Here is a 19913-nt window from a genome sequence, read left to right as displayed (position 1 = left end):
GGCGGTCACTGCCGATCACCCAGTTTGGTGACGTCGAGGGTGCCGTGTTCCTGGTACACCCGGTAGCTCAACACGAGCGCGAACGCGGTCATCCCGAAGCCGATGACGATGGCGGTGAGCACGAGCGCCTGCACCACCGGGTCGGCCGTCTCGGGGGCGGCCTCGCCGTGGCCGGCGAGTACCGGTACCGACTCGAACGTGCCGCGCTCGACGCCGCCGACCGCCAGCAGGTAGACGTTCGCGGCCTGACTGACGATCGAGAGCCCCCAGACGACCCGGACGAGGTCCCGCCGCATGACGAGGAACGTCCCGAGCGCGAACAGCGCGCCGATGACGACCGCGAGGATGAACGCCGTCATTCGGCACCCACCACCGAGAGGACGGTCAGGAGGCCGCCGACGACGACACAGAAGACGCCGAAGTCGAACGCGAGCGCGCTGGCGACCTCGACGTGGTGGTACAGCGGCACGCCCTCGATCGTCGTGTGCGACTGCGTCAGGAACGGGAGGCCGAAGAGGATCGGCACGAGGCCGCTCCCGACGGCGATCGCGAGGCCGAGCGTGAACACCCGGCGGTAGGCGACGACGATCCGGTCGCGCGAGCGCGCCGGTTCCGCGTCGATGTCCCGGCCCAGCACGCCGCGTTCGAGAAAGTCCAGACCGAACGCCACGTAGAGGACGGCGAACGCGGTCGTCGTGAGGACGCCGCCGATGAACCCGCCCCCCGGGAGGTTGTGCCCCTCGAGGAACAGCGAGATGGCGACGACCATGATGATCGGCACGGTCGCCCGCGCGGTCGTCCGCAGGATGACCGTGCTCACTCGCTCCACCTCCGATTGCGATTCGACGCGTCCATCGACTGTACGACGTTCATCCGGATTCACCTCGGGAGCGCATGACGATCAGCGTGATGACCGAGACGGCGGCCATCGAGACGACGGTCACTTCGCCGAGCGTGTCGAACCCACGGAAGTCGACGAGGATCACGTTGACGATGTTCGTCCCGCCGCCCTTCGGGACGGCGTTCTCGGTGTAGTAGCTCGCGAGTTCCGACGGCCCCGGCGGACGCGCGTCGGTCGTCAGGAGGACGGTGAGGAAGGCGGTCGCGCCGACGAGCAGCGAGAGCGCCGCGTCGCGGCCGAAGTGATCGAGGTCGACCTCGTAGTACTCGGGGATCTCTTCGATGACCAGCAGGAAGATCAGCAACACCAGCGTCTCGACGACCAGCTGGGTCAACGCGAGGTCGGGCGCGCTGGCGAGAATGTAGAAGATGGCGATCATGAATCCGAGGATCGAGAGGGTGAGCACGCCGGCGACGTGCGAGGGGGCACGCGCCACCGCGACCGCGCCGACGACCGCGACCAGCAGGACGAGCGCGATCGCCGGCGGCGCCTCGAGGCCCAGCGTCACCGGGACGGCCCGCGTCGCGAGGTAGCCCGCGAGCGCGAGCGTGCACGTCCCGGCGAGCGTCCACGTGGCGTACGTCCGGAGCAGGCCGTTGTGGACGCGCGCGTCGAGGGTCGTCCCGGCGTCGCGGAGGCCGTCGACGACGAGGGCGTCGTACCACCAGTTCGCCGAGACCTGCGGGACGGCCTCCGGGATCGCCCGCACGCCGCGGTGGATGCGGCCGTAGAACGGGAACGCGAGGACGCCGCCGCCGATCGCGACGGCACTCATCCCGACCGCGGGGGAGAACTCGGTCGGGAGGCCGACGTGGATCGCGTGGGCCTCGACGGCCGTCGCGTCGGCCGCCGCGGCGACGATGGCGTCGACGGCGACCCCGGGCGCGACGCTGACGACGAGCGTGAGCGCCGCGAGGATCGCCGGCGGGAGGAGCATCGCCACCGCCGGCCGGTGGACGTATTCGAGGTCCGTCCGCGGGGGCCCGAAGAACAACGCGAGGAAGCGAAGCGAGTAGAGGACGGTGAACACGCTCGCGAAGGTGGCGGCCGCCGGGTAGAGCCAGCCGACGGCTCCGAGTTCGTGGGCCGCCTCGACGGTCGCCTCGAACAGCAGTTCCTTCGAGTAGAAGCCGCTGAACGGCGGGATGCCGGCCATGCTGAGCGCGGTGACGGCCGTCACGGCGGCGGTGATCGGGAGCGCCCGGCCGAGGCCGCCGATATCAGCGATCCGTCGGGTCTCCGCCTCGTAGGCGACGATGCCCGCGACGAGGAAGAGCGCCGCCTTGAACAGCGCGTGGTTGAACAGGTGGAACGCGCCGGCCTCGGCGCCGACGGCCTCGGTGAAGCCGAAGCCGGCGATCATCAACCCGAGGTGACTCGCCGTCGAGTACGCCAGCAGTTCCTTCACGTCGGTCGCCCCGACCGCGAGGACCGCGCCGACGGTCATCGTCACCAGGCCGAGCGTCGCGAACAGCAGCATCCACTCCTCGCCGAGCAACAGCGGCCGGAGGCGCCCGACGACGTAGACCCCGACTTTCACCATCGTCGCCGAGTGGAGGAACGCGGAGACGGGCGTCGGCGCCGCCATCGCGTTCGGCAGCCAGAAGTGCAGCGGAACCTGCGCGGACTTCGTCGCCGCGCCGACGCCGATCAGAAGCAAGACGACCTCGAACAGCCCCGCCTCGCGCAGGGCCGCCCGCACCGCGTCGGACTCGGCGAGCATGGCCGCGAGGTCGAACGCCGAGCCGTCGACGACGCCGCCGGCGACGAACGCGAGCAACAGAAAGCCGACGAGCAGGAACAGGCCGCCGCCGACGGTGACGAACATCGACATCCGGGCGGCGTACTGCGAGGTCGGGTCGTCGGTGTGGTAGCCGATCAGCACGAACGAACAGAGGCTGGTCAGCTCCCAGAACAGGAAGATCGCGATCAGGTCGGCCGCGAGCGCCACGCCGAGGATCGAGCCCATAAACGCCGAGAGCGTCGCGTAGTAGCGGACGAGCCCTTCCTCCTCGTGGAGGTACGCGGCCGAGTAGACGAACACGAGGACCCCGATGCCACTCGCTAGCAGCGCGAACAGCAGCGCCCAGCCGTCGACGTAAAAGCGGAGCGCGACGTCGAGCGAGGGGATCCACGGGATCGAGACGACGCCTTCGGCCCCGTGCTGGGTAGTTAGCAATCCGAAACACGACAACGCGACGACGGCGCCGGCGTACCCGGTTCGAGTCCCGAGGGCGCGAAAGAACACCGGCGTCGCGGCCGCCGCCGCGAACGGCAACGCAACGGCTACGAACACGACCGCCGACTCGGGGGACATTCGTTCTGCCCTTGCGGCAGGCACACCTTAACGGTTCTCTTCCGGGCGCGAGACGACGAACGACCGGTCGCGAGTCCGACACGCTTATTCGCGAACGGCGACGTACTCCGAAGCGTGAGTACCGAGACGCCGGACGGGAGCGAGGCCGAGGCGTTCGAGGCCGTCTGCGAGACGCTCGTCGAGCGCATCCTCGCGGGCGAGGTCGACGCCGACGACGTCGAGAAGGCCAAGTTAGAGGCCTGTTCGGAGTACTCGGCGCCGAAGGTGCCGAAGAACTCCGAACTGCTCGACTACGCCCCCGAGGAGCACCGCGAGGAACTCGAATCGGTGCTGCGGCGCAAGCCCGTCCGTACCGCGTCGGGCGTCTCGCCGGTGGCGATCATGACCTCGCCCGAGCGGTGTCCCCACGGCAAGTGCCTCTACTGCCCCGGCGGCCCCGACTCGGAGTTTTCCTCCTCGCAGAGCTACACCGGCGAGGAGCCCGCCGCCGCCCGCGGCGTCCAGAACGATTACGATCCGTACGGACAGGTAACCCTGCGACTGCACCAGCTTCGCGAGATCGGTCACCCCGTCGACAAGGTCGAACTCATCCTCATGGGCGGGACGATGACCGCCCGCAGCCACGACTACCAGGAGTGGTTCGTCAAGCGCGCGCTGGAGGCGATGAACGACTACGACGTCGACGCCGAACCCCGGCCCGCCGAAGGGAAGAGCTTCGCGCAGGCTCCGGAGGAGTACGAGTGGAAGTACCTCGAGGACGTCGTCGCCGAGAACGAGACCGCGGACGTCCGCAACATCGGGACCACCTTCGAGACCAAACCCGACTGGTGTGACCCCGAGCAGGTAGACCGGATGCTCGACCTCGGGGGCACCAAAGTCGAGGTCGGGGTCCAGACCACCTACGAGCGGATCAACCGGGAGATGCACCGCGGCCACGGCGTCGCCGCGTCGATGGACGCCAACCGCCGCCTGCGCGACGCCGCGTTCAAGGTCGGCTTCCACATGATGCCCGGCCAGCCCGGCATGTCCGAGGAGATGTGTCTCGAAGACTTCCGGCGGCTCTTCGAGCGCGAGGAGTGGAAGCCCGACTACCTCAAGATCTACCCGACGCTCGTCGTCCGCGGCACCGCGACCTACGACTGGTGGCACCGCGACGAGTACGAGCCGCTGACCAACGAGGAGGCCGCGGACCTCGTCGCCGAGATCAAGGACATGATCCCGCGTTACACGCGCCTCCAGCGCGTCCAGCGGGACATCCCCGCGGACTTCATCGACGCCGGCGTCTGGAAGTCCAACCTCCGGCAACTCGCCCGAAAGCGCATGGACGAGCACGGCTGGGAGTGTGAGTGCATCCGCTGTCGCGAGGTCGGGATGAACGACGAGGACCCCGAGACCGTCGAACTCGACGTTCTGGAGTACGAGGCCTGCGGCGGCACGGAACACTTCATCTCGTTCGAGGACTTCGAGCAGGACCTCCTGATCGGCTTCTGTCGGCTCCGGTTCCCGAACGACCCCGTGCGTCCGGAACTCGAAAACGCCGCGCTCGTGCGCGAACTGCACGTCTACGGCTCGGAGGTGGCGATGGGCGACGAGGGCGACGACGACAGCCACCAGCACAGGGGCTACGGCCGCCGGCTGATGGAGCGCGCCGAGGACCTCGCCGTCGACGCCGGCTACGACAAGTTGAGCGTCATCTCCGGCATCGGCGCCCGGGAGTACTACCGCGAGAAGCTTGGCTACCACCAGAACGGGCCGTACGTGAGCAAGCGCCTGTAGGAAGCTCTAGCCCGGTCGGAGAGCGGTACGCGCCCTCTCGACAGGCACAGGCCGCGAGAAAATCACCCCGCCTCGCTCCGCACCCGAACGCGACCGCGACCGGCGGAGCAAATTATTCGTCAGCGAACGCCCGCAGCGCCTCGTGGGCTTCGGTGGCGTACATGAGTGCCGGTCCGCCGCCCATGACGACGGCGACCGCCAGTGTCTCGACGATTTCGTCCTCGCTGGCACCCGCTTCCAGCGCTGCGTCTAGGTGCCAGAGGATGCAGTCTTCACACCTGAGCGCGACCCCGATCGACAGCGACAGCAGCTCTTTCGTCTTGACGTCTAGCGCTCCGTCGCTCTCGGCGTTCTGGACGAACCCCATGAACGACTTGATCGATTCAGCGTCCCCCGCGAAGGAGGTAACTGCCGATTTCTTGTCCGCAACTGCTTGTTTCGGTGATCCCATATCTAGCCCGAGAGAGGGTGCAAGCGGAGATAACGATCGGCTATGGTTCCTGAAACACGAGGACAACGGGACGCGACGGTGCGTCCGAGGCAGTATCTCGTTGTCGTGACCGATCCTCCGATCGAGGGCCCGTATTCGGCGAGCCGTGATCGAGCGACGAATCACCGGCGAGCGCGACGTGCGAAGACGGAGGCTGGATTCGTCGGCTCACGTTCGTTTGCCGACTTGCCCGTCTCGGCCGAATCGACGGCGCCAGCTATCGTTCCGCCCTCCAGCGGTCGATGACGTCGTGGACCGATTCCTCGGGTTTCACGCCGCCGGCGCTCGCCGCCACTCCCGTCGTTTCCAACATCCGTACGATCTCGGCGTCCGCCTCCGCAAAACGGAGGTCGATTCCACGCGACTCGAGTTTCTGCTGGAGCGTTTCCAGCATCTGTGCGGCCCCGAAGTCGATCGTCGGCGACGACGTGAGGTCGAAGACGACGACTTCGACGTCGGTGTCGCGTTCCGCAAGCCGGTCGAGGAGGTCGGTCCGAACCCTCTCTGCGTTCGCGTAGAACAGTTCGGCTTCGACGCGGTAGACGAACACGTCCGTGGCGGTCTTCGCCGCCGGATACAGATCGAGAGCGACGAAATGCTCCGTCCCAGCGACCCGGCCGAGTTCGTGTGTCGATGGACGACTCACCCGGGAAATCGCGACCAGCAACGAGAGGACGACGCCGACGAAGATCCCCCAGAGCATCCCGACCGCGAGCACCCCGAGTAAGGCCGACATCGCGATAGCAAACTCGCTCGTGCTCACGCGGTACAGCTGACGGAGTGCGCTCGTGTCGATCAGGCCCGTGACGGCGACGATAACGATGGCTGCGAGGATCGTCTCCGGGAGGTTCGTGAACGCGGCGGTGAGAAAGAGCAAGACGACGACGAGCGCGAGAGCGACGACGGCGTTCGTGAGCTGTGTCTTGCCGCCGACGGCGTCGTTGAGCGCCGACCGAGACATGCTCCCACCGACGGCGAACCCGCCACCGAGGCCGGCGGCGAGGTTGGCGACGCCGTCGGCCAGCAACTCCTGATTCGCATCGGTCCGGTAGTCGTGGCGTCTGGCAAACGTCTCGACGGTGCTGATCCCTTCGACGTAGGAAAGGAGGAACAACGCGGCGGCGACGGGGACGAGAGAACCGAGCGTCGAGACGCTGGGAATCGCCGGAACCGTAAGCGACGGGAGCCCGCTCGGAATCGACCCGACGATGGCGACACCGCGGGCCTGCAGATCCGTCACCGACATGAGCACGATCGAGAGGACGACGACGAGCGCGTTCGGAGCGCGCGGCAGGTACCGTTCCCCGAGGACGAGCAACACGATGCCACCACCGCCGACGGCCAGCGTCTCGGGGTTCGTCTCGGCGAGATGGGTCCCGGCGTACCAGATCCGCCCGAAGAACGTCTGCCAAACGAAGGCGTCCGGCGTGGTGCTCTCGATGCCGAGCAGTTTGTTCACCTGTGTCGACATTATATACAGCGCCGCCCCGGCGGAAAACCCCGTGAGCACCGATCCGGAGATGAACTGGACGAGAAACCCCAACCGGAACGCCCACGCGACAACTGCGAAGAGACCGACGAGGACCGTCGTCACGGTAACGAGCGACGCGTACGAGGCGGCGTTGCCGCCAGCGACGGCTCCGACACCGCTCGCGAGCAGAATCGCCAGCGCCGAGGTCGGCCCCACGATGACCTGCCGGGAGGTGCCGAAGAAAAGGTAGGCGACGACGGCCAGCAACCCGGCGTACAGGCCGGTCTCCGGTGGCAAGTTCGCCAGCGACGCGTACGCCAACCCTTCGGGAATGACCGACGCCGCGACGGTGATTCCCGCGACGACGTCCAGACGGAGCCACGACGCGTCGTACCGCGGAAGCCACTCCAGCACCGGGAAAATCGACGAAAATCGTCCGCTAATCCGTTCCGTTAGGCGTTCTTCTGGCACCGAAGTTCACTCCATCTCCGTGACGATATCGCCGCCGGTGGGCGACCCGCTTCGGGGCGTCCTCCCGAGACGGTCGCTCGTCCTTCCGGAAACGTGTCGTCCATCGCTACGATTCGTTTGGCGTCGTTCCTCTCCCCGGGCCTCCCGATGCCGCGCGTCGATACCGGTCACCGGAACGCAACGGTGGTGGTGGCGACTGGTTCGGTCGGGCCGGGGACCGCTGCGAGACGACTGCGGTATGGTATTCCGTGCCGCTCCGAGTGTCCACGGCGCCTGCCGGGACACGGCGCATACGACCGCACGTCGACGTTCTATATAAAACACTATCCGATTGACGACACGAGAGACGGATGTGTGTCTAGTGTCGATTCGATGACGAACTCCCGTTTCGCAATCTACGCGCCGCTCTCGCGCATCGAGCGAACCGATCGGTCTTTTGCCGCGTTCCGCCGTCTGGCCGAAATGCCGTACTGCCGTCAGAAGCGCCGTGGTGAATACAGAGGACGGGTTCGGCACGACTGCCAGTACGAGCCGAGAGAAAACGAGATGCGGCTCAGAGCCCTAGACAGTTGATTCCATGAACTACTGCTCACTACACGTGCTCAGTGGCCGCTGGACGCTGTATCAGGACTGATAGATATTCAGCACGGCGGTCAAGCAGCTAACATCACTCAAATGATGTGAGCGACGATCTGAACAATCAATCACGTGGATGCATACACCTACGGATCCCGACTGTCGCCTGACGTGGCGGTCGGCTGTGTTCTAAGGGTCGGATGTGGGAGGTCATCCCCTCTTGCCAGGGTTTTCACACCGTAGATCATTGCAACGAGTGCGACGAAGGCCCACAGGGTACCGGCGTAAAATACGATATCCGTGCGAAGTGTCCCCTCAAAGGTCTGCAGGGTGAAGTTAGTCCAGGAGTGTAGCAGGATGCTTGCAAGGATACTCCCTCCAGTACCGTTGTGTATCCAGGTGAATGCGACGGAGAGTGCGACGACGCCGATCATGAACAACCAGAAGTCAATCGTCAGGAATCCAACAGCGTCGTGCTGGTTTGTCCCTTCAATGAGAAAGAGTGGGAGGTGCCAGGCAGCCCAGAAGACGCCCAGAACCAGCCCGGCAGCTAACGCGGTCCGTGTTCGTTGGAGTTGGTCCAGTGCATAACCACGCCAGCCTAACTCTTCGAGAACCGGTGGGAGTGTCGAAAAAAGCAGTGTCGGGAGGAACGCAGCTGGATTAGACGTTAGCTGTGATACCCAATCAGCCACGAAGTAGCCGGTGCCGCCCAACAGCATATCGATACCTGCTGCGATAGCGAACAGTATCGGCGCGTATAAGAAGACGGCAAGATACCACTGAATGCCGATCCGGCGGATATTCGTGACACGGTCCCGGAAGTCCTTCTGGGCGCTTTCGGTATACAGCAACTTCACGAGTGCAACACCAGTGATGCCCGGTCCGAGGAGCCCCAGGAGGAGGAACAAGAGTCCGAGAGCAGTATCGAACGCAAGATCGAAGACGATCGCTGGGATCCAGAACGCCCACGTGAAAGCAAACGTAATTGCGAAGAATATCCAGGGATTCGACAATTGAACGTTAGTGTTCCCGATCGTGCGTCCAACGGTTTTTTCCATCGTTGACTTTCCATCCTGTAGATATTTAACATCGTGGGAAACGTGTACGATCGCTATGTACCACCGCTGGTCGGGAGCAGCGGAGCAGAGAGATTGAGCAGCACTCGCCGGACGGCCATATCGAGTCGGTCGAACGCTTTGCACAGCGTTGACGGGGCAGGAAGTTCGGCGAGCCGCTTACCCCTCGCGCTCCTCGACCGCCGCCTCGAACGTCGACTTCGCCCGGCGACTCCCCTCGACGACGTAACTCGCGTCCAGCCCGGCCATCACGAAGTCGAAGCCGCGGTCGAGCCAGCGTTCGATCTCCTCGTCGCCCAGCGCGAGCGTCGAGACGGGCTTGTCGACCGCGTGGGCCGCGTCGAGCACGCGGTCGACCGCGTCGAGGAACGCGTCGCTGTCCCACTCGCCGAAGCGGCCGAGGCTGGCCGAGAGGTCGGCCGGGCCGAGAAAGAGCGCGTCGAGGCCGTCGACGGCGGCGATCTCCTCGACGTTTTCGAGGCCCTCGACGGTCTCGATCTGGGCGACCGTCAGGATTTCGTCGTTCGCGCGCTCGACGTACCCTTCGAGGTCGATGCCGTAACGGGCGGCCCGGCCGCCGGCGACGCCGCGGACCCCCTCGGGCGGGTAGCGCGTCGCCTCGACGAGCGACGCGGCCTCGTCGGCGCTCCCGATCATCGGCGCGAGCACGCCGGCGACGTCGAAGTCGAGGACGCGCTTTGCGACCACGGGGTCGTTCCACGGGAGGCGGACGAGCGCCTCGGCGTCGGCGTCGGCGGCGTCGACGGCGCGGACCAGTTCGAGCGCCGTCTCCAGCGAGTGGGGCGTGTGCTCGACGTCGACGACGACGAAGTCGAAGCCGAGTTCGGCGCTGATCTCGGCGACGGCGGGGTCGGCGAGCGTGAGCCAGTTGCCGACGGCCGGGTCGCGGGCGCGGAGTGTCGATGCGAGCGTCATGGGGCCGGATTCTCGCACCGGCGGGAAAAACGTACGCGTCGCGGAACGGCGGTCAGACCGCGAGCACGGTGTCGACGACGAGCATGACGGCGAAGCCCACGACGAACGTCGCCGTCGCGGTGTCGGCGTAGCCGTGGCCGTGGCTGGAGGGGATGAGTTCGCGGAAGACGACGGCGATCATGGCGCCGGCGGCGAAGCCCGCCGCCATCGGGAACAGTCCGGTGACGAACGCGACGAGACCGAAGCCGAGCGCGGCGGCCAGCGGTTCGGGCACGCCGCCGGAGACCGTCGTCAGCCCGAGCGTCTTCGCGTTCGAGACGCCCGCGCGGATCGCGGGGACGGCCATCGCGAAGCCGTCCGGGACGTTCTGGACGGCGATGGCGACCGCGAGCGCGAGGCCGACCGCCTCCTCGCCGCTGGCGAAGGCGATGCCGACCGCGAGCCCCTCGGGGACGTTGTGGATGGTGACGGCGGCGCCGACCAGCAACGCCTTCCGCAGGTCCTCGCCGTTCTCGATCGAGAGCGGGTCGGCGTCGTCGCGCGTGGCCATCGCGATGGTCCCCTCCTGTTCCTCGCGGCCGACCTCGACGTGGACGTGCGGGAGGATGGCGTTCGTCCCGAGGAGGAACGCGCCGCCCAGCAGGAGCCCCGCGACGAGTTCCCACGGGGAACCGAGTTCGAGCCCCGGCAACACGAGCGCGAAGACCGCCGCTCCGACCATGATCCCGGCGGCGAGCCCCAGCGCGCCGTCGTAGAGGCGGTGGCTCACGCGGTCGGACGCGAGCGCGGGGAGCGCGCCGATGCCGGTCGCACAGCCGGCGAGGGCGGCGACGAACACGACTTCAGCCAGCGAGACCATACGTTCGGATTCGACGCTCGCCTCAAAACGCCACCGATCGGTCAGTCCGCGATCGACACTTCGAATTCGAGCAGTCCGAGGTAGCCCGGCGCGGCGCCGGTCTCGCGGAGGTCCTCGGGCGAGGAGTCGATGGTCGTGTAAAACTCCGACTGCGTCCGCGGGAGCACGGTCTGCCCGTCGTCGCGCTTGAGAAACGCCGGCGAGTCGGTCGACCGGATCAGGTCGACCCGCTCGCGCCACGCCTCGCCGGCACGCAGGAAGATCCCGAACGAGAACCGGCCCGCGGCGACCGCGTCGCCTTTCGTGGCGAACGTGCGGGCCTCCTCGGCCTCGAACTCCGCGTCGCTCATCCAGGCCAGCGCCGCGAGGTCACCGGACCGGAGCAGGTAGAAGTCCCACGACTCCTCGGCGTCGAACACGGCCCACGCGCTCCGCGGGCCGACCGTATCGACCTCGACGCTGAACCGCGGCGGCGAGTGCAGGTCGCCCGGCTCCCAGACGAACGTCGCGTCGTGGCCGGGGACGCGGATCCCCCGGTCGTGGTAGACGACCCCGTCGACGTCGATCTCCTCGTCGAGGTCGGCGATCATCCCCCGGACGGAGAAGCCGCCCTCGTCCGCCAGATGGTCGAGGACCGAGGAGAACCGGGAGATGTCCGACCACGGGCGGTCCGCCTCGCGGCTCACCGGCGGTCCCCTCCGTCGAAAGCGCTCGTCATGTGCGCGTAGTCGGTGCCGGCGCGGATTAGGCCTTCCGACCGACGGCCGCCGACTGACGGCCACGGGCCGGAGCGACACGTCTTTTTGCGCGGGCACGGCAGGTGTGTGTATGGATCCGAAGCGGGAGCTCACCAGCGTCGACCTCGCCGCCCTCGTCCGGGAACTCGGGGCCTACGAGGGGGCGAAAGTCGACAAGGCCTACCTCTACGGCGACGACCTCGTCCGGCTCAAGCTACGAGACTTCGACCGGGGCCGGATCGAGTTGCTGCTCGAGGTAGGCGAGGTCAAACGCGCCCACACCGTCGCCCCCGAGCGCGTCCCCGACGCCCCCGGCCGGCCGCCGCAGTTCGCGATGATGCTGCGCAACCGGCTGTCGGGCGCCGACTTCGCCGGCGTCGAACAGTACGAGTTCGACCGCATCCTCGAGTTCGTCTTCGAGCGCGAGGACGGCGTCACGCGGCTCATCGTCGAACTGTTCGGTCAGGGGAACGTCGCCGTCACCGACGGCGAGTACGAGGTCGTCGACTGCCTCGAAACCGTCCGCCTGAAGTCGCGGACGGTCGTCCCGGGCTCGCGCTACGAGTTCCCCGAGACGCGGACGAACCCGCTTGCGGTCTCGCGGGATGCGTTCGCCGCCGAGATGGACGACTCCGACACCGACGTCGTCCGGACGCTCGCGACGCAACTCAACTTCGGCGGCCTCTACGCCGAGGAGCTGTGCAGCCGCGCCGGCGTCGAGAAGGCCCTCGACATCGCCGACGCCGGCGAGGCGGAGTACGACCGCCTCTACGAGGCGATCGAGCGGCTCGCGCTCGACCTCCGCAACGGGAACTTCGATCCCCGAGTCTACGTCGCGGGCGACGAGGGGGAGGACGCCGACGGACCCGTCGTCGACGTCACCCCGTTCCCGCTGGAAGAACGCGCCGGGCTGGCTGCCGAGCGGTACGACACGTTCACCGAGGCGCTCGACGAGTACTTCTTCCGGCTCGACCTCGACGACGACGAGCCCGATCCGGGCACACAGCGTCCCGACTTCGAGGAGCGGATCGCGAAACACGAGCGCATCATCGAACAACAGGAGGGCGCGATCGAGGGCTTCGAGCGACAGGCCGAGGCCGAGCGCGAGAAGGCCGAGTCGCTGTACGCGAACTACGGGCTGGTCGACGAAATCCTCTCGACGGTCCGGACGGCCCGCGAGCAGGACCGTCCGTGGGACGAGATCGAGGAGCGGTTCGCGGAGGGGAAAGAGCGCGGCATCGAGGCCGCCGAGGCCGTCGTCGGCGTCGACGGCCGCGAGGGGACCGTGACCGTCGCGGTCGACGGCGAGGAGATCGAACTCGACGCGCGGAAGGGCCTCGAACAGAACGCCGACCGCCTCTACACGGAGGCCAAACGCATCGAGGAGAAAAAGGAGGGCGCGCTGGCGGCGATCGAGGACACCCGCGAGGAACTCGCCGAGATCAAGCGCCGCCGCGACGAGTGGGAGGCCGGCGAGGCCGACGCGGAGGCCGAGGAGGACGAGGGCGAAGCGGTCGACTGGCTCGCCGAGACGTCGATCCCGATCCGGGAGAACGAGCCGTGGTACGGCCGGTTCCGGTGGTTCCACACGAGCGACGACTTCCTCGTCATCGGCGGGCGCAACGCCGACCAGAACGAGGAACTCGTCAAGAAGTACCTCGAACGCGGCGACGAGGTGCTCCACACGCAGGCCCACGGCGGCCCCGTGACCGTGCTGAAGGCGACCGACCCGAGCGAGCCGTCCAGTTCGGACATCGAGATTCCCGATTCGAGCGTCGAGGAGGCCGCCCAGTTCGCCGTCTCCTACTCGTCGGTCTGGAAGGACGGCCGCTACGCCGGCGACGTCTACGTCGTCGACGCCGACCAGGTGTCGAAGACCCCCGAGAGCGGCGAGTACCTCGAGAAGGGCGGCTTCGCGGTGCGGGGCGACCGCCGCTACCTCGACGACACGCCCGTCGGCGTCGCCGTCGGCGTCCAGTGTGAACCCTACACGCGGGTGATCGGCGGGCCGCCGTCGGCCATCGAGGGGCGGGCCGTGACGACCATCGAGGTCGAGCCCGGCCGGTACGCCCAGGGCGACGCCGCCAAGCGGATCTACCGGCGCCTGCGCGAGCGATTCGCCGACGAGTCGTTCGTCCGCAAGATCGCGAGCCCCGACCGGATCGCCCACTTCCTCCCGCCGGGCGGGAGCCGCATCCGCGAGGAGTGAACCGCGGACCAACGCTGATTAGCGACGGCGTGGTACGGGACCGATATGCCGTTCGACGCACCGGCCGTCGTCCCCGCGCCGGTCGACGCGACGGTCGTCGTCGCCGTCGTCGTCACGGGGGTCCTGCTCGCGACGATCGCGTTCGTCGTGTACCTCGCGTTCGCCCCGTACGTCACCTCGGGCTTCGGCGATCCGGCGGGGCACGCGGCGAGCGTACAGCGGGAGGGGGCGAACGACTCCGACGACGCGGACCGGGAGGACGCCGACCCCGACGACGCGGCCGACGGCGGCGAACTCGCCGGCCCGGCCGAGCGCGAGTGATCGGGTCGGAGCCGCGAGCGACGTCCGCCTCGCCGCCGGTCGACCGTGACCGTCACGCGGACCGGAGTCCCGGTACTCGACCGCAATTGACATGACAGGGGACGCCAAACGTCCGCCATGGGACTTCCCTCCTGGTTCCACGAGCAGCCCCCGTGGGCCGCCGGACTGAGCGGCCTCCTTGGCCTCCTCGTGGCGCTGACCGGACTGTCGATGCTCCTCGGCGTCGTCTTCGCGGCCGTCGCCGTCGGAAACGAACTGGGGAGCGTCGCGATCGGAATCGTCGTCGGCGTCGTCGGCCTCGCCGTCGTGCTCGCACCGTTCGTCGTCGCCGCCATCGTCCTCTCGCGCGACGAGAGGGGTCGGAGCGACGTCGGACCGGACGGGGAGGTCGCGGCGCTTCGCGAACGGTACCTCGCCGGAGAACTCGACGAAGAGACCCTCGAACGCCGACTCGACGCCCTGCTCGACGAGACGGAGCAGGAAACGGGGCTCGGCGATTCGGCGGCCGCCCCGTCGCGGGACCGGACCGCCTCGGAAGAGCAGGATCAGTAGCCGGCGGCCGGCGGATCCGTCACGCACTTACCCCGGCCGCGAGAACGCGGAGGTATGCAGATCAAGAGCCGGGAGCCGCTGGAGGGCGGCCGCGAGCGGGTGACGGTCGTCCCCGAGAGCGTCGACGACCTCTGGCACCTCCAGTACGTCTTAGAGCCCGGCGACCGCGTCGCCGGCGACACCACCCGGCGCATCCAGCGCAACGACGACCAGATGCGCGACACCGGCGGGGAGCGCGAGCACATGTGGGTCGCCATCGCCGTCGAGGACGTCGAGTTCCACAAGTTCGCCAACCGGCTCCGGGTCGGCGGCGAAATCGTCGCCTGCTCCCGGGAGGACCAGCTCGGCTTTCACCACACGCTGAACGTCGAGGAGCGCGACGAGATTTCGATCGACAAGCGGTTCAAGCCCGATCAGGAGGCTCGCCTCGAAGAGGCCGAAGAGGCCACGGAGAACCCGGACGTCGCCATCGCCACCGTCGAGGAGGGGCAGGCCCACGTCCACACCGTCGCCCAGTACGGCACCGAGGAGCGCGCGACGATCACCGGCCCCACGGGCAAAGGCGAGTTCGCCCGCGAACGCTCGGAACTGTTCGCCGAACTCGCGAGCGTCCTGACGCGCCTCGACGTCGACGCGATCGTCCTCGCCGGTCCCGGCTTCACGAAACAGGACGCCTACAAGTACCTCGAGAAGAACGAACCCGCGGTCGCCGACCTCGTGACGATGGTCGACACGGCGGGCGTCGGCGACCGCGGGGTCCACGAGGTCCTCAAGCGCGGCGCCGTCGCGGACGTCCAGAAGGAGACCCGCATCGAGCGCGAGGCCGAGTACATCGACGAACTCACGAAGCGCATCGCCGAGGGCGCGAAGGCGGCCTACGGCCCCGAGGAGGTCGCGAAAGCAGCCGAGTACGGCGCGATCGAGCGCCTGCTGATCGTCGACGACCGCCTCAGGCAGGAGCGTGGCCCCGACGGCGAGTGGGGCGTCGACGTCGACGACGTCGTCCGCACGACCGAGCAGAAAGGCGGCGAGGTGACGGTCTTCTCGAGCGAGTTCCCGCCGGGCCAGCAGTTGGCGAACCTGGGCGGCATCGCGGCGCTGTTGCGCTACCGGCTCGACTGAGACGGCACAGATCGCTCGCCCCGCACGCGAGCGCCGGTCCCGTTCAACACGACTCCAGCAGCGTCTTCTCGTCTAACTCGATGAGCTGGATCAACACGGACGCGAACAGCGAGCCGGAACTCCAGATCGCGGTCTCGCTTCCGTCGTCGTCGACGACCGAGAGCAGGACGCCGTCGTCGTCGACGATGACGATCCGCCCCGATCGATCGTCGCCCTGCCGATGGCCGGGCGGTTTGAAGACGTCGACGCCCGCGAGTTCGTGGAGCCGATCGCGGACCGCCTCGGTCCAGCTAACGCCGAGGACGGTGACGCCTGCATCGGCGCGCTCTTCGAGTGCCGCCCCGATGTCGTCGGTGAGCAGTTCCGGCAGGCGCGTGCCGAAGACGATCCGTCGATCGGCACTGGAGAGGAGGTCGACGACGCGGTCGTCGACCCGATCGCTCCCCCGGACCGTCCAGATGTCCTCCTGTTCCTCCTGGCCGTTTGGCTCCCGGCGGACGGCCTCGACGTACTCGAACGCCCGCTCCTGCTCGTTCTCGAAGCGCTCGCGCAGGATCTCGCGGGCCTCCTCGACGCTCACCGGCCGGTAACGGATGGGGCTCGACTGCTGGACTTCGAGCAGTCCTCGCTCCTCGAGGGTTTCGGCGACGCCGTACACCTGCGACCGCGGGACGTCGACGACCTGGGCGACGTCCCGGGCAGTTCCCGAGCCGATGCGGTGCAGACCGATGAAGACCTTCGCCTCGTAGCTCGTGAGGCCGAGGCGCTCGAACGCCGCCAGCGCGTCGGCCTCGTCGACGTTCACCGATCGTCACCCCCGTCGTCCGGGCTGCCGCCGTCGCTGGCCGGCCGCGCGGTCGGGGCCGCGGGCGCCTCGAACGGGACGTCCGGACCGAGGTACCGCGTCCAGAGGACGAGCAGCGTCGGCAGGACGAGCACGCTCGCGAGGAACGCGTAGACGATCGTCAGCGCCGTGATGATCCCGAACTGTTCGAGCGCGGGGAGGATGGCGACTGCGAGGACGCCGAAGCCGCCGACGGTGGTCGCCGCGCTGCCGAGCAGGGCGCCGCCGGTGCCCGTCACCGTCGTGCGCATGGCGTCCCGGATCGTCCCCTGCCGGTCGAGTTCGAGGGTGTAACGCGCGCTGATGTGGATGCTGTAGGCGACGCCGAGGCCGATCGTCAGGCTGGTGATCATCCCCGTCAGGACGTTGAACGGCATCCCGATGAGGTACATCGTCCCGAGGATCCAGCTGACCGCGAGCGCGACCGGCAGCAGGGTCACGGCGCCGAGGACCGCGCCGTTGCCCGTCAGCCGGTAGGCGACGGTGAGGAACGTCAGACAGGCAACGAGCGTGATCAGCAGGCTCTCGAGCACCGTGTCGAGCAGGTCCTGTTCGACGACGTAGTTGACGATGGGGTCGCCGGTCGCGACGACCGACCACGGGCCGTCGGCCTCGAAGTCGGCGGCGATGGCGCGCATCTCGTCGGTCGTCGCGCCGCTCGAGGCGTCGCCTTTGATCGAGACGACCAGTCGGACGGCCTCGTACTCGCCGTCGGCGCGGTAGATGACGTCCTGGGCGGCCCCGGAGTCGACCTCGTAGAGTTCGTCGTACAGCGCCTCGACGTCCTCGTCGGGGACGCCGTCGCCGTCGGTGTCGGCCGCGGTGAACGACTCGTTGAACGACTCGTTGTCGGCCGCGACGTCCTCCATGACCGACAGCGGACTGCGGACGCCCGCCTCCCCGCTGGCCAGTACGTACACCACGTCGCCGCCCGCGGCGTCGTCCTCGGCCGCCGCGATCCGCTCTAACGTCCGGTCGTCGGTGACGTCGTCTCTGACGAGCAGTTGCGCCTCCGAGTCCTGGCGCTGGAAGTTCTCGTTGACGTACTCGAGGTCTCCCTTGGCGTCGTACTCGCCCGGCCGGAACGGTTCGGGGAGGCTCTCGGTCCAGCCCGGCGGGTCGTCCGCGAGGAAGTCCTCCTGTTCGAAACTGGTGTCGACCTGCGTCGCGCCGTAGACCCCGCCCGCGGTCACGAGCGCGACGACGAGCAGGACGGCGATCGGCGCCCGCCGGGCGGCGACCGCGCCCACCGAGAGCGCGCCCGCGAGGCGGCCGCCGCCGGTGCCGAACGCCCGCTTGCGCCGGTCGACGCCGCGGGCTTCGAGCCACGAGTCGATCCCGACCTTCGCGGCGGGGATCAGCGCGCCGAAGACGACCATCGCCGCGAGGATGCCGAACGCGCTGACGAGGCCGAACTCGCGGATCGGCCCGATGGGGCTGACGAGGTTCGAGAGGAAGCCGATCACCGTCGTCGCGGTCACCCAGACGAGCGCGACGCCGACGCCCGCGAGCGCGACGGTCATCGAGCCGCGGACGTCGCCGGCGGCGTCTACCTCGCGTTGCTCACGGGTCGGCTCGCTCCCCGTTCGCGTATCCGAGGCGCTACGCGCCTCGCGTTGCTCCCGGTGTCGCATGAAGACGTGGATCGCGTAGTCGATCGAGAGCCCGATCAGCAGAACGGGGATGGCGACGAACATCTGGTTGAACGCGATCCCCGTCCAGCCCATGAAGCCGAACGTCCAGAGCAACACGACGAAGATGCCCGCGACCCCGAGGACGATGTCAAGCGGGTCGCGATAGGCCACCAGCAGCGCGGCGACGACGAACAACAGTGCGAGCGGCGCGACGAGCGCCAAGCTGTCGCCCATCGACCGGTCGATCTCGTCGGTGATGATCCCGGAGCCGAAGACGAGCATCTCCTGGTCGTGCGCGTCGGCCAGTTCGCGAAGTTCGAGCTGACTGTCGACGGTCCGGTCGTCGACCGAGCCCGGCCCCTGGAACTCGCCGCTCTCGGTCGACTGCGTGACGAACAGCATCCGCGCGTCCGCCTCCGTCGAGCCCGGATCGTAGGAGGCCGGCATCAGGCGCAACGCGAGGTCGCCGCCCGGCCCGCCGTCGTCGTCGTCCGAGAGAACGTCCACGAGCGTCTCCTCGTACTCGGAGTCGTTCATCGACTCGAGTTTCTCGATCTGTTCGTCGAGCGGCGGCGAACCGGCGTCTTCGAGTTCCTCGCGGTCCTCCTCGAGGTCTTCGAAGTCGGCTTCGAGGTCCTCGAAGTCGGCTTCGAGTTCCTCGCTGTCCGCTTCGAGGCGTTCGAACTCCTCCCGGAGCACCCCTCGGGTGCCCTGGACGTACACCTCTTCGAGCCGGCTTTCGAGGTCGTCCGAGCGGTCCTCGTACTCCGCCTCGGTGATCTCGCCGGCCTCGTACGCCCGTTCGAGTTCGACGAGTTGCGACTGGATCGCCCGCGCGTTCGCCATCGCCTCGGCGTACCGCGCCGACTGTTCGGAGCCGAAGTCGGCGGTCGCCTCCTCGTAGACGCGGTCGAACTCGCCCTCGATCTCGGCCGCTCGCGCCTCGTACTCCGACTCGCTGATCTCGCCGGCCTCGTAGGAGGCGTTCAACTCGGCGTACCGCGTCTCCAGCGCGACGGTCTCGTTCAGTCCCGCCTCCAGTTCCGCGGCGGTCTCGTTGAGTTCCGCGCTGCGCGTCTCAAGTTCCGCGGCGGTCTCGTTGAGTTCCTCGCTTCGCGTCTCGAGTTCCGCGCCGCGCTCGGCGAGGTCGTCGGCCTGCTCCCCGCGGATCGCGGTCGTCGCCACGAGGTTCGCGACGCCGACGGTCGGGTCGTCCTCGACGAGCGTCGCGTTGATCGACTCGGTGTTCCGTATCTCCCGTTGGAACTCGAGCGTGGAGACGAGCGACTCCCGCGTCAGGACGTTATCGTCCCGGACGATCACCTGTACCGTCGTCGTGTTCTCCTGATCCTCGACCGTGAAGTTCCCCTGTGCGTACTCGAGTGCCTCGCCCTCGGGCGAGTCGCTCTCGAACTGGTCGAGCGACGAGTCGTCGTCGACCATCGGCGCGCCGGCCCCGACCAGCGCCGTCGTCAACAGCAACGCGACGAGGACGATCCTCGAGTGGGACGTGATCGCGCCGGCGATCCGATCGGGGAGACTCACCGACGGTCACCTCGGTTCGTCGCGAACTCGACAGTCGATCTCATTCGTTGAGGGTGGTACTGAGCGGACGGTG

16 protein-coding genes and 1 pseudogene are annotated in these 19913 nt (G+C 67.9%); 5 read left to right on the top strand and 12 right to left on the bottom strand.

What is annotated here, in order from left to right; genetic code table 11:
• Nucleotides 1–5 precede the first annotated feature (5 nt).
• From NKG98_RS07345 to mbhE, 3 genes are read right to left on the bottom strand one after another with little or no spacing between them, the layout of a single operon-like run.
• Nucleotides 6–359, bottom strand: coding sequence for a sodium:proton antiporter (locus NKG98_RS07345; RefSeq protein WP_254769008.1), 354 nt, complete (start codon nt 357–359; stop codon nt 6–8).
• Nucleotides 356–820: an MnhB domain-containing protein gene (locus tag NKG98_RS07340; protein WP_254769007.1), complete on the bottom strand. Its 465-nt coding sequence runs from the start codon at nt 818–820 to the stop codon at nt 356–358. Before NKG98_RS07340 ends, NKG98_RS07345 begins: the two co-directional genes overlap by 4 nt.
• Before the next feature lie 49 nt (nt 821–869).
• A complete protein-coding gene (gene mbhE, locus NKG98_RS07335; protein ID WP_254769006.1) occupies nt 870–3218 on the bottom strand; it encodes a hydrogen gas-evolving membrane-bound hydrogenase subunit E in 2349 nt (782 codons plus the stop codon).
• 114 nt (nt 3219–3332) lie between these two features.
• Here mbhE and NKG98_RS07330 point away from each other — a divergent pair, with 114 nt between their 5' ends.
• Nucleotides 3333–4994 carry a tRNA uridine(34) 5-carboxymethylaminomethyl modification radical SAM/GNAT enzyme Elp3 gene (locus NKG98_RS07330; protein WP_254769005.1) on the top strand — a complete coding sequence of 554 codons (1662 nt, stop codon included), beginning with the start codon at nt 3333–3335 and terminating at the stop codon, nt 4992–4994.
• 112 nt (nt 4995–5106) lie between these two features.
• On the opposite strand, the gene NKG98_RS07325 is transcribed toward NKG98_RS07330, so the two are convergent.
• The 7 genes and pseudogenes from NKG98_RS07325 to NKG98_RS07295 all read right to left on the bottom strand — a co-directional run bounded on the left by NKG98_RS07325 (nt 5107) and on the right by NKG98_RS07295 (nt 11562).
• Nucleotides 5107–5445: a carboxymuconolactone decarboxylase family protein gene (locus NKG98_RS07325; protein WP_254769004.1), complete on the bottom strand. Its 339-nt coding sequence runs from the start codon at nt 5443–5445 to the stop codon at nt 5107–5109.
• Between the two features lie 256 nt (nt 5446–5701).
• Nucleotides 5702–7369, bottom strand: coding sequence for a SulP family inorganic anion transporter (locus NKG98_RS07320; RefSeq protein WP_254769003.1), 1668 nt, complete (start codon nt 7367–7369; stop codon nt 5702–5704).
• A gap of 779 nt (nt 7370–8148) precedes the next feature.
• A complete protein-coding gene (locus NKG98_RS07315; RefSeq protein WP_254769002.1) occupies nt 8149–9063 on the bottom strand; it encodes a CPBP family intramembrane glutamic endopeptidase in 915 nt (304 codons plus the stop codon).
• A gap of 62 nt (nt 9064–9125) precedes the next feature.
• Nucleotides 9126–9236: pseudogene (locus NKG98_RS07310) on the bottom strand (IS5/IS1182 family transposase); the annotation flags it as partial.
• 4 nt (nt 9237–9240) lie between these two features.
• Nucleotides 9241–10017, bottom strand: coding sequence for an HpcH/HpaI aldolase family protein (locus tag NKG98_RS07305; RefSeq protein ID WP_254769001.1), 777 nt, complete (start codon nt 10015–10017; stop codon nt 9241–9243).
• Nucleotides 10018–10069: 52 nt separating this feature from the next.
• A complete protein-coding gene (locus tag NKG98_RS07300) occupies nt 10070–10876 on the bottom strand; it encodes a ZIP family metal transporter (RefSeq protein ID WP_254769000.1) in 807 nt (268 codons plus the stop codon).
• Between the two features lie 41 nt (nt 10877–10917).
• Complete coding sequence (locus NKG98_RS07295; RefSeq protein ID WP_254768999.1) at nt 10918–11562, bottom strand: hypothetical protein; 645 nt, start codon at nt 11560–11562, stop codon at nt 10918–10920.
• Between the two features lie 142 nt (nt 11563–11704).
• Here NKG98_RS07295 and rqcH point away from each other — a divergent pair, with 142 nt between their 5' ends.
• The 4 genes from rqcH (at nt 11705) to NKG98_RS07275 (ending at nt 15817) form a co-directional block, all read left to right on the top strand.
• On the top strand, nt 11705–13822 hold the full coding sequence (gene rqcH, locus NKG98_RS07290; RefSeq protein WP_254768998.1) for a ribosome rescue protein RqcH: 2118 nt from the start codon (nt 11705–11707) through the stop codon (nt 13820–13822).
• 45 nt (nt 13823–13867) lie between these two features.
• Nucleotides 13868–14143: a hypothetical protein gene (locus tag NKG98_RS07285; protein WP_254768997.1), complete on the top strand. Its 276-nt coding sequence runs from the start codon at nt 13868–13870 to the stop codon at nt 14141–14143.
• A 117-nt stretch (nt 14144–14260) separates the two neighbouring features.
• Complete coding sequence (locus NKG98_RS07280; protein WP_254768996.1) at nt 14261–14695, top strand: SHOCT domain-containing protein; 435 nt, start codon at nt 14261–14263, stop codon at nt 14693–14695.
• A 54-nt stretch (nt 14696–14749) separates the two neighbouring features.
• Complete coding sequence (locus NKG98_RS07275; RefSeq protein ID WP_254768995.1) at nt 14750–15817, top strand: mRNA surveillance protein pelota; 1068 nt, start codon at nt 14750–14752, stop codon at nt 15815–15817.
• Between the two features lie 43 nt (nt 15818–15860).
• Here the strand turns inward: NKG98_RS07275 and NKG98_RS07270 are convergent, their stop codons facing one another.
• Together NKG98_RS07270 and NKG98_RS07265 are read right to left on the bottom strand one after the other, a co-directional pair.
• The gene (locus tag NKG98_RS07270; protein WP_254768994.1) at nt 15861–16622 is read right to left on the bottom strand and encodes a TrmB family transcriptional regulator; all 762 of its coding nucleotides are present in this window, start codon (nt 16620–16622) and stop codon (nt 15861–15863) included.
• Complete coding sequence (locus NKG98_RS07265; protein WP_254768993.1) at nt 16619–19840, bottom strand: efflux RND transporter permease subunit; 3222 nt, start codon at nt 19838–19840, stop codon at nt 16619–16621. The genes NKG98_RS07270 and NKG98_RS07265 overlap by 4 nt, the downstream gene beginning before the upstream one ends.
• Nucleotides 19841–19913 lie beyond the last annotated feature (73 nt).

It is taken from the genome of Salinilacihabitans rarus, from assembly GCF_024296665.1.
Taxonomy (GTDB): Archaea; Halobacteriota; Halobacteria; order Halobacteriales; family Natrialbaceae; genus Salinilacihabitans; species Salinilacihabitans rarus.
The sequence above is the reverse complement of the archived record's forward strand: the minus strand, read 5'-3'. Positions and strand labels throughout refer to the sequence as shown.